The sequence below is a fragment of the Micromonospora sp. NPDC000663 genome, assembly GCF_042898105.1.
Lineage (GTDB): Bacteria > Actinomycetota > Actinomycetes > Mycobacteriales > Micromonosporaceae > Micromonospora.
Genome location: NZ_JBIAYR010000002.1, coordinates 1 through 16,186, shown reverse-complemented (window position 1 = coordinate 16,186; position 16,186 = coordinate 1). Strand labels below are relative to the sequence as shown.

Below are 16,186 nucleotides of genomic sequence, written 5' to 3'. Positions count from 1 at the left end.
CCTCCTGTAACCTGCCGCCCTACGACCTGTTGTCCGGGGCTCCCGATCCTTAACATGGCGGGAGGTTACTCCCCAGTCACCTTCAAAGCGACCCCCTGGATGTCCAGATGTCCGCAGCCGCCGCGCCAACAGTTTCGGAGCCTTCGGTAGCCGGCCGACTCCCCGCCCTCGACGCGCTGCGAGCGATCGGCGCCGTGGCGGTCGTCGGCCACCACGTCGGGTTTCAGACCGCCGTCACCATGAACACCACCTGGGGCGGCTGGTTGGCACGCCTCGACGTAGGCGTCGCCATCTTCTTCGTACTCTCCGGGTTTCTGCTGTTCCGGCCATGGGCGCTGAGCGCCGTGACGGGCGGGCCCCGGCCGCGCGCCGGCCGCTACCTGTGGCGCCGCGCCCTGCGGATCCTGCCCGCCTACTGGCTGGCGGTGCTGGTCTGCCTCGTCGTCCTGCCGCAGAACCGGCCGGCGTCCGCCGGCGACTGGATCCGCCACCTCACCTTCACGCAGATCTACCAGCCCGGCGAGCTGCGGTACGGGCTCAGCCAGACCTGGAGCCTCGCCACCGAGGTCGCGTTCTACCTGCTCCTGCCGCTGGTCGCAGTCCTCGCCGTCGGCCGGTCCTGGCGTCCCGTCCGCACCATCGCCATCGTCAGCGCGGGGGCGCTGCTGACCGCGGGCTGGCTCACCATGATGGGGTTCGGCCTGCTCGACAACGCGCTGCACACCATGTGGCTCCCGTCGTACGGCGGGTGGTTCGGCGCCGGCATGGCCCTGGGCGCGGCGCACGTCGCCCTGCGCACGGGGACCGCTCCCGCCGCCTTCCGCGTGCTGGACGACCTCGCCTCCGCGCCGCTCGCCTGCTGGGCCGCGGCCGTCGCCCTCATGGCGATCGCGACGACGCCAGTCGCCGGTCCCCGCGACCTCGCCGGTCCCACGGCAGCCGAGTTCGCCGTCAAGCTGGTCCTGTACCTCGCGATCGCGGTGCTGATCCTGATCCCTGTGGCGTTCGGTGGGCCGAGTCGGGTCAAGGAGGTCTTCGCCAGTTCCTCCGCCCGGTGGCTCGGCGCCGTCTCGTACGGCCTGTTCCTGTGGCATCCGCTGGTCATCGAACTCATCTACCTGCTCGACGACAGGCCGTTGTTCAGCGGCGGACTGCTCAACACCTTCGCCCTGACCATGGCCTTCGGCCTGGTGTACGCCGCGGTCAGCTACTACGGAGTCGAACGTCCACTGCAACTTCTCGGTACGCAGCGGCGGCGCCGACGGACCGCGCCGGCGCCGGTCGCCGGGCCGCCGGTCGAGGCGGCACCCGTTCCACAGGTCGAGGCGGCACCCGTTCCGCCGGCCGTCGCCGCGGGCGCCCCGGTGCCGACGGCCGGCGCGTAGCGGAGCAGGCAAGCGCTGGCCCGTCGGGCATTGCCGGGCGGCAGCCCCAACCCCTAGTGTGACGCGCGTCCCTAAATTACTTGAGAGTAGGGTTCGCGTGGAGCGTAGCTTCGGCATGCCCGGACACGTGCTGTTCCTCAACTGGCGGGACACCCGTAACCCCGAGGGCGGCGGTTCCGAGGTGTACGTGGAACGGATCGCCGCCGAGCTGGTGGCGCGTGGTTTCCGCGCCACTCTCTTCTGCGCCGCGCACACCGAGGCGCCCGCCGACGAGGTCAACGAGGCGGGCGTCCGGGTGGTACGGCGCGGTGGGCGGCACACCGTCTACCTGTGGGCGGCGCTCTGCTACCTGGCCGGCGCGCTGGGTGCCGGCCCGCTCGCGACGCGGCGCGGCGGCCGGCCCGACATCCTCGTCGACGTCTGCAACGGGTTGCCGTTCCTGGCCCCGCTCTGGGCACGACGGCCGGTGGTCAAGCTGATCCACCACGTGCACCGCGAGCAGTGGCCTGTGGTTCTTCCACAGTGGGCCGCCCGGTTCGGCTGGTGGATCGAGTCGTCCCTCGCCGTACGCGTCTACCGGCGGTGCCGTTACGTCACGGTCTCCGAGGCCACGCGCCGGGAGTTGGCCACCCTCGGCGTGCCGCCCGAGCAGGTGGCAGTCGTGCACAACGGCACCCCGGAACTGCCCCCCACCGACGTCGAGCGGGCGCCGTTCCCGCTGCTCGTGACGTTGAACCGCCTGGTGCCGCACAAGCGGGTCGAGGTGGCGTTGCGGGCCGTCGCGGCGCTCGCCGACGAGCTGCCCCAACTGCGGCTGGTGGTCGCCGGCCAGGGCTGGTGGGAGCCACACCTGCAGGAGATGGCCGCGGAGCTGGACATCACCGAGCGGGTGGACTTCCGGGGCTTCGTGACCGAGGAGGAGAAGGCAGCCCTGCTCGCCTCGGCCTGGGTCGCCCTGACCCCGTCGCTGAAGGAGGGCTGGGGGCTGACGATCGTGGAGGCCGGCGCGGCGGGTACGCCAACTGTGGCGTTCCGAGAGGCCGGGGGCGTGGCCGAGGCGGTCGTCGACGGGCGTACCGGCCTGCTGGCCGACGGCATCGACGACTACCTGATGAAGGTACGCACGCTTCTGCACGACGACGAGATGCGACGCGAGATGGGCGCGCAGGCCCGGGAGCACGCGGCGAGTTTCACCTGGCAGGTCGCGGGTGGACGCTTCGCGGCCCTGCTGGAGAATGCGGAGTCGCCCCGCCCGGTGCAGCAGCGGGGCGAGCCGTCCTACCTGTTGCCGTAAACCTCGGGGGCGTACGGGTCCTGCTTTCCGTTGCGCTTGGCCGCTTCCGAGACGTTCTTGGCCTCGGTGGCGGCCTCCTCGTCGGTGGCGGTCGCGGCGGCCGAGAGCCCACCGAGGGCCAGGATCCCCAGCAACGCCGCCACCAGGCCGGACACGACCAGGGTCAAAGCTCTACGCATGCCAATCCTCCAATGGCGAGACGTGCGAGCGGACGTTACCACGCGGTAGCTCGCCGGTGTAGCGCCGAAAAGCTGGCAGCCACGACCACCAGAAGGGCGATGCTGAGCGCCACGACGACGGCCAGTCGAGCCGGTCCCGACGCCTCTGGCCCCGGCACGATCGTCGGATTGCGGTACAGGCTCAGGACCCGACCCCGATGGATGAGATCCAGGCCGTCGATGGCACCGGGCGGCAGGTCACCGGAGACCTGGTGCTGCACGAGGACCCAGCGCACCCCGGTGGTCCAGACCGGCCGGTCCTCGGCCAGCGCCCGGCGCACCTCGCGGACGCGGGGATTCTCCCCAGCCACGGCGACGTCGCCGACCCGGAGCGTGTCGTCAATCAGGACCGTGCCCGGCAGGTAGCGGGGCGCCGGGTCCAGGACCACCCGGTCGGGATTCCACGGGTACGCCCGGTAGGCGTTCAACGGCAGCGACAGGATCTCCCCCGGCTCCTCCTCGATGATCGTGGCCACCGTCCGCCAGTCCGCCGGATAACTCACCGGCCGGACGCGTCCGGCGCCGCCGAACGCGAGGTCCGGCATGACGGCCACCGGCAGGAGCAGCAGCCCCGCCAGCACCACCCCGGCAACCTCCCGGTCGAGCAGGGCCACCAGCCGCTCGGCGCCCAGCGCCGCGCACACCACGAGCAGCAGCGCGTACGGGGCCAGGAACTTCTGGCCGTCCCGCAGCAGCCCCGCACCGGGCAGGTGCACCACGGCCCAGCGCAGCACCGCATCGCCGCCGGGCAGCACGGCGAACGCCGCCAGAAGAAAACTGACCCCGGCCAGCACGCCCAGCCGCAACGGCGTACCCGCTGGCAGCCGGCGCCGCAGCAGGCCGACGCCGACACCGGCGAGGACGAGCAGCACCAGAGTCGCCAACGGCACCAACGGCCCGGTGCGGCTGCCCGGCGTGGCCTGCGCGTTCCAGATCCCGCCGGTCCCGGCGAGCGCCACCAACGGGCCGGCCCAGTTCTCGGCGCGCGCCGCGAACGCCGACACCCCCGCCGGATCGGAGGACCCACCGGCGCCGGTGACCAGGGCCGCCACCACCCAGGGTGCGTTGAGCAGCGTCAGACCGGCCACCGCGTACTTCATCTCGCGCGCCCGTTTGGCGCTCAGGAGAACAGGTCGGGTCAGCGGGCGGCCCGGGATGCGACGCCGCGGCACCAGCAGGACCACCACGCCCAGCGCGATGAGCCCACCGGTGGGCGTTATCGCGGCGGGCGCGGCGGCGAGGACCACCCGGGCGAGCGCGCCGTCCCGCCCCTCCCGCAGCGCCAGCGCCGCCCGCACCAACCAGGGCATCGTGGCGTACGCGAGCAGCAGCCCCCACTGCCCGATCAGCAGCCGCTCGGCGAGGTACGGGGTCCACGCGTACGCCACTGCGGCGAACAACCGGACGGCGAGGCGGTCGGTCGGCACGAGCCGACCGGCACCGATCGCGGCCAGCAGGAACACCCCGACGAGCACCACCCGCTGCACCAGCCACCCCGGCACGACCTGCGTGACCAGGGAGACGAGCGCGTCCATCGGCACCGCGCGGGGCAGGCTCTGCGCCGGTGCGACGAGATCCCAGATCAACGGCTGCCGGGGTACGAACACCATGTCGTACAGCAGCGCGTACCCGGGTGCCGCCAGCGGAGCGAGCACCACCACGGCGACGGTCACCGCCGCGGCGTACAGCGGCAGTGTGTCCCGCGCCCACCGTCGCCGGGTGTCGACGTCGGCGGGTCGGTCAACCATTCACGCCGCCGGTACCGCCCGGCCGACGGTGACCAGTTGGGTGCACACCCCTACCCCCGGGGTGGCCACGGTGATCCGGACGGAGTCTCCGCCGCCCTCCATCAGGAAGAACACCTCGTTCAGGCCACGCCGAAGGGTGATCTCCCGGGTGGCGTCGCCGAGCTGGAACAGCGCCGTCGAGTCCCCCGAGCTGAGGTAGCCGAACTGGACCACGTACGGCCACTCCTCCAGGTAGCCGTCCATCATGATCCGGGTGGTCCGCCCGCCCTCGGCCAGGTGCCCGCAGTCGGCCACCGGGCCCGGCACGATCTTGCGCCCCTCGACGGCTACCGGACGGATTCGGCCGGACTCGTCGAACGTCGACGGCCTCTCGGCCAGCTCGACGAACGTGGGCCTGCGCTCCGCCGGCCGGAAGAAGTGCGACTGGAGGTTGTCCGGCCAGAAGTACCCAGCCACCACCCGCTCCGGGACGGTGGTGTCGAAGAAGACGGTGCCCGGCCGGGCGGCGGCCAACTCGGCCTGCGCCGTGGCGAGATAGTCCCGCCCGTGCTTGGTGCTCCAGTTGTCCCCGAAACGGGCAGTGCTCCACAGCGTGCCCACCCCGATGCCGGCCAGCAGGACGACGATCGCGACCAGGCCGACCGCGAAGGCCCCCGGCTCCCGCAGGACCGTCGGCACCGGCCATGCGGAGACGTCGTCCTCGTTGGCGTCCTTCGTGCCCAGCAGAGCCGCGCCCACACAGATCGCGGCGACGAGCACCACGTCGGCGACGTACCGGGGGATCACGCCCACCAGCGGGCCGAGCGGCCCACCGAGCCGGGTCACCGCGAAGAGCGCCGCGACCAGGCCGAGGTAGCACACGAGCAGCAGCCAGGCCCGCCCGGCCGACGGGCGTCGCCGCACCGTGACCACGACCAGCGTCACCAGCACCGCCCAGGACAACCACTTGGCGACCTCGTACGGATCCACAAGCGGTGGACCGTCACCGGCGTACGCCCACCGCCAGGGCCCACCGAGCAGACCCGGTACGACAGTGTCGCCGACCAGGTCACCGAGGAACGTGAGGACCTGACCGACAGACGTGGGTTCGTCCAGCTCGCGAGCCGGGCGGGTCAGATAGAACGCCAGGTACGCCCCGGAGAGCACACCGAGCACCAGCCACGCCGGCCAGTACCGGCGCACTGTCGTCACCAGGCTGCGCCATGCCCGCCCCGACGTGAACAGGAAGGCGGTGAGCAGGAACAGCAGCGGCACGATCAGCAGGGCCTTGGTGTCGAAGAGCAGCCCGAACACCACCCAGAGAGCGACCGTGACGAGGTGCCGCAGGCGGCCCGTCCGCACGTACCGCACCTGGGCCGACACCGCCAGGACCAGCGCCAACTGCGGCGGCAGCACGAGCAGGCCGACCAGCCACAGCGACGACACCTCGAGCGTCAGCGGGCTGAAGATGAACAGGCACAGCGGAATCAGCAGCCCCCAGCCCGGCCGGAGCAGGTCCCGCAGCAGCCGGTACAGGGCGAAGCCGACAGCCGCCTGACCGAACGCGAGCAGCAGCACCCACGGCCAGCTGGCGAAGCCGGCCACCCGCACCATCGCCCACGCCACCAGCAGACCGCCCGGCATGAGGTGGTTGTTGAACGTCCCCAGCAGGTAGTCCGCGTCCAGCCTGGTGTCCAGGACCTGCGCGGCGATGACGAACTCGTCCTGGGAGAACCAGCCACGGGCGGCGAGGCCGGCACGCCAGGCGACGGACACGACGATGAGGGCGACCGCGACCGCGCGAACCCGGTCGGCCCGGAGCCATCGGCCGACCGGCCCCGGCCCGTCGCCGTCGCCGGCGACACCCCCCGGACGCGTCTCGGCCTCAGCTTCTGGCATTGACATGGTCGGCAGCCTGCCACACGCTTACACGCCGTGGGGACGGCCGTTCTCCCGATAACGCCACCGCAGCGTCCCAGGTCGCCAGTCCGTGCCCGGTCCGGATAACGTCGCGCGACACATGTCGGCTCGCGTGCGTGTCCGGCCGGCGGAGACAGGAGCCGAAATGCGTGCAGAGGTGACAGGTGACGTCGCTCCGGCGTCCAGTCGTACCCGGCGTACCGCCCGGCGTTTCCGGCACCTGACCATCTGCATCGTGCTCACCGCCCTCGCCTTCCAGCAGGCCCCGGGGCTGGTCGTCCCCGACACCAAGGTCGACCTGAACGTGAACCCGGCCGGGTGGCTGCTGCGCTCGCTGCACCTGTGGGACCCGACCGGCACGTTCGGTCAGCTCCAGAACCAGGCGTACGGATATCTCTGGCCGATGGGTCCGTTCTTCCTGCTCGGGTCGGAACTGGGTCTCGCGCCGTGGGTGGTCCAGCGGCTGTGGTGGGCACTGCTCTTCTGTGTCGCGTACCTGGGTGCGGTGCGGCTCGCGGGCCGGCTCGGCATCGGCACACCCGCCGGACGCATGATCGCGGGTGTCGCCTTCGCGCTGTCGCCCCGGATCCTCACCCAGCTCGGCTGGTCGTCGGTGGAGGCGTGGCCGAGCGCCATCGCCCCGTGGGTGCTCATCCCGCTCGTGGGTCTGGCCAAGGGCACCACCCCGCTGCGGCGTGCCGTCGCCGGGTCGGCCGTCGCCGTGGCCTGCGCCGGCGGCGTCAACGCCACGGCCGTGGCCGCGGTGGTGCCGCTCGCCCTGCTCTGGCTCGCCACCCTCACGCCGGTACGCCGTCGCGTCACCGCGCTGGCCGCCTGGTGCGGCGCGGTGGCGCTGGCCACGGCGTGGTGGCTGGTGCCGCTGCTGGTCCTCGGGCGGTACAGCCCACCGTTCCTCGACTACATCGAGACCGCCCGGAACACCACGAGCGTCACCGACGCGGTGACGACGTTGCGCGGTGCCTCCTACTGGGTGGCGTACCTGGGCTCCGCGTTCGGTCCGACGATCCCGTCCGGCTCACGGCTCGGCAACGAGCCGCTGCTGGTCGCCGCCACCCTGACGGTCGCCGCCCTCGGCATCCTCGGGCTGTCCCGACGCGGCATGCCGCACCGCCGGTTCCTCGTCACCGGTCTGGTGCTCGGCGCCGCGCTCGTCGGTCTCGGGCACGTCGGCGACCTGCCGAACATCCTCGCCGGGCCGCAGCAGGAGTTCCTCGACGGCGTCGGCGCGCCGCTGCGCAACGTGCACAAGTTCGACGTCCTGCTGCGACTGCCGCTGGCGCTCGGCATGGCGCACCTGATCGGCCTTGCCGTCCGGGCGGCCCGCACGGCACCCGAACGGCAGCGCCCGCGTACCGTCGCGCGCGCCTGGCTCACCGCCGGCGTGGCGATGCTCGCCGTGGCGGGGGTCGCCACGCCCGCGCTCGCCGGCGGTCTCGCCACGCCGGGCAGCGTGAAGACCGTGCCCGGCTACTGGCACGAGGCCACCGACTGGCTCGACGCGAACACGGGCCGCGGCCGGGTCCTCGTCGTTCCCGGGGCGCGCTTCCCGTCGTACGACTGGGGCAGCACCACGGACGAGATAACCCAGCCGCTGCTGGACAGCCGGTGGGCCGTCCGCAACGCCATCCCGTTCACCCCGCCCACCACGATCCGGCTGCTGGACGCCATCGAGGCGACGCTCGCCACCGGCGCCGGCTCGACCGGTCTGGCCGACCTGCTCGCCCGATCCGGGATCAGCCACGTCCTGTTCCGCGCCGACCTCGACCACGGCCGCTCCGACACGGCCCGCCCGGCGGTGGTCCGGCAGGCCCTGGACCGCTCACCGGGGCTGACCCTCGTCACCTCGTTCGGCCCGGTACGCGGCGGCCCGTCGTCTCCCGACGAGTTCCGCGACCAGGGCCTCGACGTGCCGGTACGCGCGCTGGAGGTCTACCGGGTCGACCGGGCCGTCGATCCGGTGGTCGCCTACGACCGGGACGACGTGACAACAGTCGTCGGCGGCCCCGAGTCGCTTCTCGACCTCGCCGCGGCGGGTCAACTGAGCGCGGCGCCCACGGTCCTGGCCGGCGACGCGCCGCCCGGCGACGCCGGGTCGGTCGCCATGACCGACGGGCTGCGCAGGCGGGACGTGTCGTTCGGCCGGCTGCGCGACAACTCCTCGCAGACCCTGACCGCCGACGACACCTTGGACGTGTCGGCGCCGGCGCACGACTACCTGCCCGAGTGGGGCGCGGAGCGATCCACCGTGGCCCGCTTCGAGGGCATCAGCGCGGTCCGCGCCTCGACGGCGAGATCGCAGGTCGACTCGCCCGGCGGCACCCGTCCGGAGCACCAGCCGTACGCGGCGATGGACGGCAACCCGGCGACCTCCTGGCAGTCCGCCCCGTACGCGCCGAGCGACAGGCAGTGGATCGAGGTGGCCCTCGCGAACGCGACACGGGTCACGAGGGTTGAGGTGTGGTTCGACCTGAAGGCCGACGCGCTGCCCACGACCGTGACAGTCACCGCCGGGTACGAGAGCCGCACGATCGAGCAGTTCACCGACCACATGGTCTTCGAACTGCCAGGCGTGCACGCCACCCGCGACGTCCAGGTCTCGGTCGACGGCGCGTACGACCTCCGCCCGTTCGGCAACGGGTCGGTGGGCATCGCCGAGATCAAGATTCCCGGGATCAGGACCAGCCGGACCCTCGTGCTTCCCGCCGCACCGGCCACCACCCAACCGGCGACGGTGGTGATGTCGGCGGCCCCCAGCACACCTGCCTGCTTCTCGGTCGACGGGCGGCCCCGCTGCTCCACCGACGCCGTCCGCGGCTCCGAGGACGCGTCCACTGTCGACCGGACCCTGACCCTGCCCAGCGCCGGCGCGTACGACGCCCGGCTGTGGGCGCGGCCGACACCCGGCCCGGACCTGGACGCGACAGTCGACAAGCTGGTGGCCGACGCGCAGCCGCTGCGCCTCGCGCCGCAGATCAGCGCCTCCTCGACGTCGGTGCCCGACCCGACCGGCCGGGCCGGGGTGGTGCTCGACGGCAACCCGGCGACCAGCTGGTCGCCGGCGGCCAACGACGAGGCACCGATCCTGCGCCTCAAGTGGCTCAAGCCGCAGACCATCGGCGGGCTCCGCTTCTCCGTCGACGACGAGGCGGCAGCCACCCGCATCGGCAGTGTCCGGGTGGTCGGCGACGACGGTTTCCGCAGCAGCCTGGTCGGCGACGACGGCCTGCTCCGCCTGGATCCGCCGATGCGCACCGACGAGATCACCATCCAGTTCCTCGACAAGCCGTCCGCCACCAGCACCGACCCGTACAAGCTGCGGCTGCCGGAGACGCTGCCCGTCGCGGTCGGTGAGGTGACAGTGCTGCCCGGGGCGTCCACCGTCACGCCGCGCCTCGACACGCCCCTGAAGCTGGCCTGCGGATCGGGGCCGACGCTCGCCATCGGCACGGCCCGGGTCACCACCACCCTCAGCGGCACCCTGCGCGACCTGCTCGAACTGCGCGACATGCCGGTCACCGCGTGCGGCAGGGAGACACCCAGGCGCCTGGACCTGGACCGCGGCGAGCACCGGGTCGTCGCCACCGCCGGCACGCTTGCCGCACCGACCCTTGTCGCCCTCGTGCCGCAGAGGGCCGCGCCCGCCCCGGTGGTGGCCGCCAGTCCCGTCCAGGTCGAGTCGTGGGCAGCCACCGAACGACGGGTACGGGTGGACGAGCGCCCCGTCGACCGGGTGCTCGCCGTGCGGGAGAACACCAACACCGGCTGGCAGGCGACAATCGGCGGGCGGACGCTCACGCCCCTTGTGGTGGACGGCTGGCAGCAGGGCTGGATTCTCCCCGCCGGCGTCTCCGGCGAGGTGGTGCTGCGCTTCGCCCCGGACACCACGTACCGGGCGGGTCTGCTGCTCGGCGGCATCCTGCTGGCGGTGGTGGTCCTCCTCGCGGTGCTGCCGCAGCGCACGCCGGCCGGGAGCACCGCCGTACCGCGCGGCCGGCGCCGACTCACCCGGTCCCTGCCGCTGCTGGCCGTGGGCGCCGGCGCGCTGGTGCTGTCCAGCGGGCTCATCGGTGGTCTGCTCGTGGCGGCCGGGTTCATGCTTGCCGTACCCGGACCGCGTCGCCTGCCCTGGACGACCGATCCCCGGCGGGCCCGGATGATCAGTCGGGCTGTCGAGACCTGGCTCCCCGGTGGGCTCGTCGTGCTCGCCGGATGGCTCTACCTCGAATCGGCGCACCGGCACACCGACGCCGCCTCGCAGCTCGCGATCGTCGTCGCGCTGGGTGCCCTCTGGATCTCCACCGCCGCCCGCCGACGACCCGTACGGCGGATCAGGCCGACCGCGGCACCCGCCGCTCCCGCCCAGCGCACCGCCCCGGACGAGCAGCCGGAGCCGACCGCGCCCGCCCTCAGCGAGATCACATGAGCCGTCCCGAGCCGACGACGGAGACGGCCCCGACGGGCGGACGGAGTACAGGCCTGGGCGCGGCCGGAGCCGCCGTCACCCTGGCCGGCGTCCTCGTCAACGGCCTGGCCTACCTGGTGCCGGTCCTCGCCGCCCGTCGGCTCGATCCGGCCGGCCTCAGCGCGCTCGCCACAGCCCTGGGTCTGGTGGCGATCGCCGCCGTACCCGGCCTCGGCCTGCAACTGGCAGTGGCCGTGCACCACGCCCGGCACGGTTCGTCCGACACGAGACGACTCACCGCGGTGACCGCCGCCGTGAGCGCCGCGGCGCTGATCCTGGCGACACCGCTGCTGGTCACCGCCCTCGACCTGCCCGTCGAGGTACCCGCACTGCTGGCGGTCACCACCGCCGCTGTCGTGTTGTCGTCCCGTTCGCTCGGCGAGTTGCAGGGCAGCCAACGGTTCCTGCGCCTGGCCGCCGCGATGGCCCTGCTCGCCGCCGGCCGGTACGGCGGAGTGATCGCCGGACTGGTGCTCGGCACCGGGCTGACCGGCGCGCTCACGGCCGGCGCGCTGACCGCCGCGCTCACCCCGGTCGTGCTGGCCCGGATCGCCCGCACACCCGACCGGTCGACCACCGCGCCACGACTGACAGTCGCCCAGGTGACCGCCGGCTGCGGCGCGACCCTGGCGATGCTCGTCGTCTCCTACGCCGACCTGCTCCTGGCCCGGCAACTGCTTCCCCCGTCCGGGTCCGGGGCGTACGCGGTGGGCACCGTCCTGAGCAAGGGCGCGCTGTGGGCGCCGCAGGTCGCCGCCGTCCTCGCCCTGCCACGTCTGGCGCGCGGCGACCGCCGCAGCCGTACCGTGGCTCTCGCCGTGACCGGCGGGTGCGGTCTGGTGCTGGTACTCGCGTCGACGCTGGCCGGCGGGCTGGCCTTCCGGCTCGCCGGTGGACCGGGCTACACCGACCTGGGCCGGTACGCGCCGATCTTCGCCGCGGTCGGTGGGCTCTACGCGGTTACGTTCGTGCTGCTCAACGACCGTCTCGCGGCCGGCGTACGGTGGCCCGCGGCGCCGCTGTGGGTGGGCACGGCAGGGCTCGTCACCGTTGCGGCGATCATGCGACCCCGTACCGTCTCCGATCTCCTCCTGCTCGCCCTCGGCACGGCCCTCGTGACCACTGTGCTGATGGCGCTGCCCGCCCGCCGATCCGTCTAGCTCTCCGCGAGCCAGTCGTGCAGCAGGCGGTGGTCGATCGCGTCGACCCGGCCGAGCGTACGACCGGAGGCCACCCGCTCCCGCAGGTCCGCCCGGGTGAACCAGCGTGCCTCCAGCAGTTCCTCGCCGTCGACACGTACCTCCTCGGACGTGGCGGTGGCCCGGAAGCCCACCATCAGGCCGGCGGGGAACGGCCACGCCTGCGAGCCCTGGTAGGTCACGTCGGTGACGGTGATCCCGGCCTCCTCGGCCATCTCACGACGGACCGCGTCCTCCAGGCTCTCTCCCACCTCGACGAAGCCGGCCAACGTCGAGTACGCGTCGGGGGCCGCACCGGCGTGCCGGGCCAGCAGGCAGCGTCCCGGCGGGCCGGGCGCCTCGACCAGCACGATGATCGCCGGTTCGATGCGGGGGAACAGCAGCCGTCCGCACTCCGCGCCGGTGCACGTCCGGACGTGTCCGCCGCCGCCGATCACCGCCGTCGCGCCGCAGGTGCCGCAGTACCGCTGCTGCCGGTGCCAGTGCAGCAGCCCCCGGGCGTACGCCTGCACGGCCGCGCCGTCTGCGTCTAGCCGACCGACAAGCGCCCGTACGTCTGTGGACCGCGCCGCACCTGCCATCTCGACGGCGGACCGCTCGTCGAGCCCGGACAGGTCCACGGCGAACACGGCGGCGTCACCGTCGAGGCCCAGGAAGACCGTCTCACCGGCGGCGGACCGGGCGAGGGACGCCCGCTCGGCGGTCAACCGGACCGGACCGTCCCCGTCGACGAGACAGCGGTCCCGCCACAGCGGCAGGACGACGGTGTCCGACTGGTCGAGCAGCGCGTCCAGCCGTGTCGCGTCGGTGCGCAGCGCACCCGCCCGGTCCAACCGACAGCCGCCGTACGCCAGCATCCGCTCCGCAGTACCCACCCCGTCACCGTGCCAGGTCGGCGGCACGTCACCGGCACCGCCCCCGCCCCGGCACGACACGCCGGCCGACACGCCGTACCCGGCGGGTGGGCGCAGCCCACGACCACGGCTGGCCATTGGCTACCGTAGGTGTCCTCCGGGAGGGTGGACCTCCCGCGGCATCCTGGCGATCGAGGTTGTAGTGACGCTGTACGGCGAAAAAAGTCCACCCGCCGACGACCGGCCCACCGTGCAGGTCACCGCGGTCACCTGGCCCGACGACGGCCCGGCGACAGCGCCCGCGCCAGCAGTCGGTGAGCCGGAGGACACCCCACGCCGTGGCCGCCGGATGCGGATCCTCCTCGCGGCCGGCGTGACAGGTGGTGTGTTCGCCGCCGTGGCGGGCGCCGGCGCCTGGGCGTACGCCGGAGACGTCCCCAGGGGCACCACGGTGCTCGGCGCCGAACTGGGCGGCCGGAGCCGTACCGACGCGGACCGCGCGTTGCGCGCGGAGCTGGACCGACGCGCGGCGGCCCTCGCCGCGCCGCTGCGGATCACCGTCGGGCAGCGCACCGCCGAGATCAACCCGGCGGACGTGGGGCTGGCCATCGACGTACCCGCCACCGTCGCGGCGGCGGCCGAGGCCGACGCGCACCCGGTCAGTCGACTGGTCGGCTCCCGCACCGTCGACCCGGTGGTCACCATCGACGTGGACCGGCTGGACGCGGCACTGGGCAAGGCAGCCGGCAACGAGGCCCGTGGGATGACCATGCCGGCGATCACCTTCAAGGGCACCACCCCGAAGGTCGTGCAGCCCAAGCCGGGGCTGGCACTCGACCCGCAGCGCTCCGCCGACCTGGTCCGCGCCGGCTGGCTGGCCGGTGACCCGATCACCGTGCCGCTCGTGGAGAGCCACCCGGCGACCACCGCGGAGGAGCTGGACAAGCTCGTCACCGAACTGGCGAAGCCGGCGGTGGCACTGCCGGTCACGCTGCGTACCGACAAGGGCTCGGTGAAGGTACCGCCCGCCGCCATTGCGAAGAGTCTGCGGTTCACTGCCGACAAGACCGGCAAGCTGACCCCGAGCGTGGACGTCAAGCGGCTGCGCACGGCACTCGGCGACGACCTGAACGCCATCGAGGTGCCGCCGAAGGACGCCACCATGACCATTTCCGGCGGCCAGCCGAAGGTCGTCGAGGGCCGGCCCGGCCAGCAGCTCGACACGGCCGATCTGGGCCGCGACCTGCTGGCGGTGCTGCCGAAGTCGGAGGGACGCGAGGTCACCGGCGAGCTGAAGCCGACACCGCCGGCGCTGACCGCCGAGAAACTGGCCGGCCTGGGCATCAAGGAGCGGGTTTCCACATTCACCACCCGGTTCACCGGCGGCATGGCGTCGTCGCGCAGCCAGAACATCGCCACCATCGCCAAGGAGGTGGACGGCACAGTCGTCCTGTCCGGCAAGACGTTCTCGCTGAACGGCCACACCGGCGAACGGGGCTACGCGCAGGGCTACCGGGACGCCCCGGTGATCCTGGACGGCAAGTTGGTGCCGGGCGTTGGCGGCGGCACCTCGCAGTTCACCACGACGCTGTTCAACGCCACCTACTACGCAGGCCTGGAGGACGTCGAGCACAAGCCGCACTCGTACTGGTTCGACAGGTACCCGGCGGTCATCGAGTCGACGATCTTCTGGCCGGACCTGGACTTCAAGTTCCGCAACAACACCGAGTACGGCCTGCTCATCGACACGTCGTTCACGTCGAGTTCGGTGACCGTGTCGATCTGGAGCACGAAGATCTACGACAGTGTGAAGACCGAGTACGGCCCGCGCCGCAACATCACCACGCCGAAGGTGATCCACCTAGAACCCGGTCCGTCCTGCATTCCGAGCAACGGCATCAACGGTTTCACCCAGGACGCCTTCCGGGTCATCAAGAAGGGTGGCGTGGTGGTCAAGCGGGAGAAGTTCAGCTGGCGCTACGACGCGGAACCCCGCTACGTCTGCGGCCCGAAGCCGTCCTGAGGTCAGAAGGTGGCGATCGGGTTGACCGGGCTGCCGGACGTGCCGGCGAAGCGGACCGGCGCGACCGCGAGCTGGAAGTCCCACTGGCCGAGTTCGGCAGCGGTTGCCGCGCACGCCTCCAGGTCGCAGTTGTCGAGCAGCCAGAGGCCCATCGCGACGAGGCTCACGGCGTGCACGGGCATCAATACGTTGTCGTATCCCGACGGCTGGACGTCCTGGGGGGTGTCGGCGCCGATCAGCGCGACGTCCCGTTCGTGGAGCCACGGCAGGCAGGACGCGTGCCAGCCGGCCTGGGTGAAACCGCCTGCCGGCCCGCTCTCGTGCCGGGAGCGGCCGTTGCCGGTGCGCAGGAGCACCGCGTCGCCTGGTCGCACACGTACGCCCTGGCGGCGTTCGGCCTCCTCGAGATCGTCGGGAAACACACCCTGTCCCGGTTCCAACCACGGCACACCGCGGGCCCCGGCCACGTCCAGTAGGACGCCGCGCGTGATGATCCCGTTCGCCGCCGCCGTGACCGCCGCCCAGGCCGATCCCGTTGCCGCGTCGACAAGCGAGGACGACCGCCCGTTGTACATGCTGCCGTCCCAGAAGATGTGAGCCGGCGAGTCGACGTGGGTGAGGGTGTTGCCGTGGAACATGAGGCCGAGCCGCTCCGACGAGAAGCCCCAGCGCCGGTCGGCGTGGAAGGCGGGCGGCATGTTCTCGGCGCCCGGCATCTCGACGGCGCGCGGGCACGTGGTCGTGGACCGCTCCATGTCGTCCGGTCCGGCAACCTCCCACGCGCAGGACACGCTCCTGCCGTGGCGTACGGCCCGCGCCGCCGCCAGCCGGATCTCGTCGGTGATGTGGTTCAGGGTGCCGAGTTCGTCGTCGTCGCCCCAGCGTCCCCAGTTCGACAACGTGTCGAAGTACCGGAGCACGTCGTCCTGCGTCGGCAGCTGCCGCTCCGCGGTCATCCGGTCATCAACTCCTCCGGCTGCGGAATGGGTGCGGGAAACGCAGAACGGGTCACCCGTGAGGGTGACCCGTTCTGGAATGATTGTCCGGCGGCGTCCTACTCTCCCACACCCTCACGAGTGCAGT

At 72.6% G+C, this 16,186-nt stretch carries 10 protein-coding genes; 5 read left to right on the top strand and 5 right to left on the bottom strand.

What is annotated here, in order from left to right; genetic code table 11:
* Positions 1-107: 107 nt before the first annotated feature.
* Together ACFY1S_RS08645 and ACFY1S_RS08640 are read left to right on the top strand one after the other, a co-directional pair.
* Positions 108-1,385, top strand: a complete 1,278-nt coding sequence (locus tag ACFY1S_RS08645) for an acyltransferase family protein (RefSeq protein ID WP_387114436.1) — start codon at positions 108-110, stop codon at positions 1,383-1,385.
* A gap of 115 nt (positions 1,386-1,500) precedes the next feature.
* Positions 1,501-2,679 carry a glycosyltransferase family 4 protein gene (locus ACFY1S_RS08640; protein ID WP_387115956.1) on the top strand — a complete coding sequence of 393 codons (1,179 nt, stop codon included), beginning with the start codon at positions 1,501-1,503 and terminating at the stop codon, positions 2,677-2,679.
* On the opposite strand, the gene ACFY1S_RS08635 is transcribed toward ACFY1S_RS08640, so the two are convergent.
* From ACFY1S_RS08635 to ACFY1S_RS08625, 3 genes are read right to left on the bottom strand one after another with little or no spacing between them, the layout of a single operon-like run.
* Positions 2,664-2,858: a hypothetical protein gene (locus ACFY1S_RS08635; protein WP_139584335.1), complete on the bottom strand. Its 195-nt coding sequence runs from the start codon at positions 2,856-2,858 to the stop codon at positions 2,664-2,666. The genes ACFY1S_RS08640 and ACFY1S_RS08635 overlap by 16 nt on opposite strands.
* Positions 2,859-2,893: 35 nt before the next feature.
* A complete protein-coding gene (locus ACFY1S_RS08630) occupies positions 2,894-4,645 on the bottom strand; it encodes a hypothetical protein (protein ID WP_387114433.1) in 1,752 nt (583 codons plus the stop codon).
* On the bottom strand, positions 4,646-6,523 hold the full coding sequence (locus ACFY1S_RS08625; RefSeq protein WP_387115953.1) for a hypothetical protein: 1,878 nt from the start codon (positions 6,521-6,523) through the stop codon (positions 4,646-4,648).
* Positions 6,524-6,689: 166 nt separating this feature from the next.
* Here ACFY1S_RS08625 and ACFY1S_RS08620 point away from each other — a divergent pair, with 166 nt between their 5' ends.
* The gene (locus ACFY1S_RS08620; protein ID WP_387114430.1) at positions 6,690-10,988 is read left to right on the top strand and encodes an alpha-(1->3)-arabinofuranosyltransferase; all 4,299 of its coding nucleotides are present in this window, start codon (positions 6,690-6,692) and stop codon (positions 10,986-10,988) included.
* Positions 10,985-12,187, top strand: a complete 1,203-nt coding sequence (locus ACFY1S_RS08615) for a polysaccharide biosynthesis protein (RefSeq protein ID WP_387114427.1) — start codon at positions 10,985-10,987, stop codon at positions 12,185-12,187. The genes ACFY1S_RS08620 and ACFY1S_RS08615 overlap by 4 nt, the downstream gene beginning before the upstream one ends.
* On the opposite strand, the gene nudC is transcribed toward ACFY1S_RS08615, so the two are convergent.
* Positions 12,184-13,083 carry an NAD(+) diphosphatase gene (gene nudC / locus ACFY1S_RS08610; protein WP_387115950.1) on the bottom strand — a complete coding sequence of 300 codons (900 nt, stop codon included), beginning with the start codon at positions 13,081-13,083 and terminating at the stop codon, positions 12,184-12,186. The genes ACFY1S_RS08615 and nudC overlap by 4 nt on opposite strands.
* A 199-nt stretch (positions 13,084-13,282) precedes the next feature.
* On the opposite strand from nudC, the gene ACFY1S_RS08605 reads away from it, so the two are divergent.
* The gene (locus tag ACFY1S_RS08605; protein WP_387114424.1) at positions 13,283-15,103 is read left to right on the top strand and encodes a VanW family protein; all 1,821 of its coding nucleotides are present in this window, start codon (positions 13,283-13,285) and stop codon (positions 15,101-15,103) included.
* A gap of 2 nt (positions 15,104-15,105) precedes the next feature.
* Here the strand turns inward: ACFY1S_RS08605 and ACFY1S_RS08600 are convergent, their stop codons facing one another.
* The gene (locus ACFY1S_RS08600; protein ID WP_387114421.1) at positions 15,106-16,059 is read right to left on the bottom strand and encodes a cyclase family protein; all 954 of its coding nucleotides are present in this window, start codon (positions 16,057-16,059) and stop codon (positions 15,106-15,108) included.
* Positions 16,060-16,186: the final 127 nt, after the last annotated feature.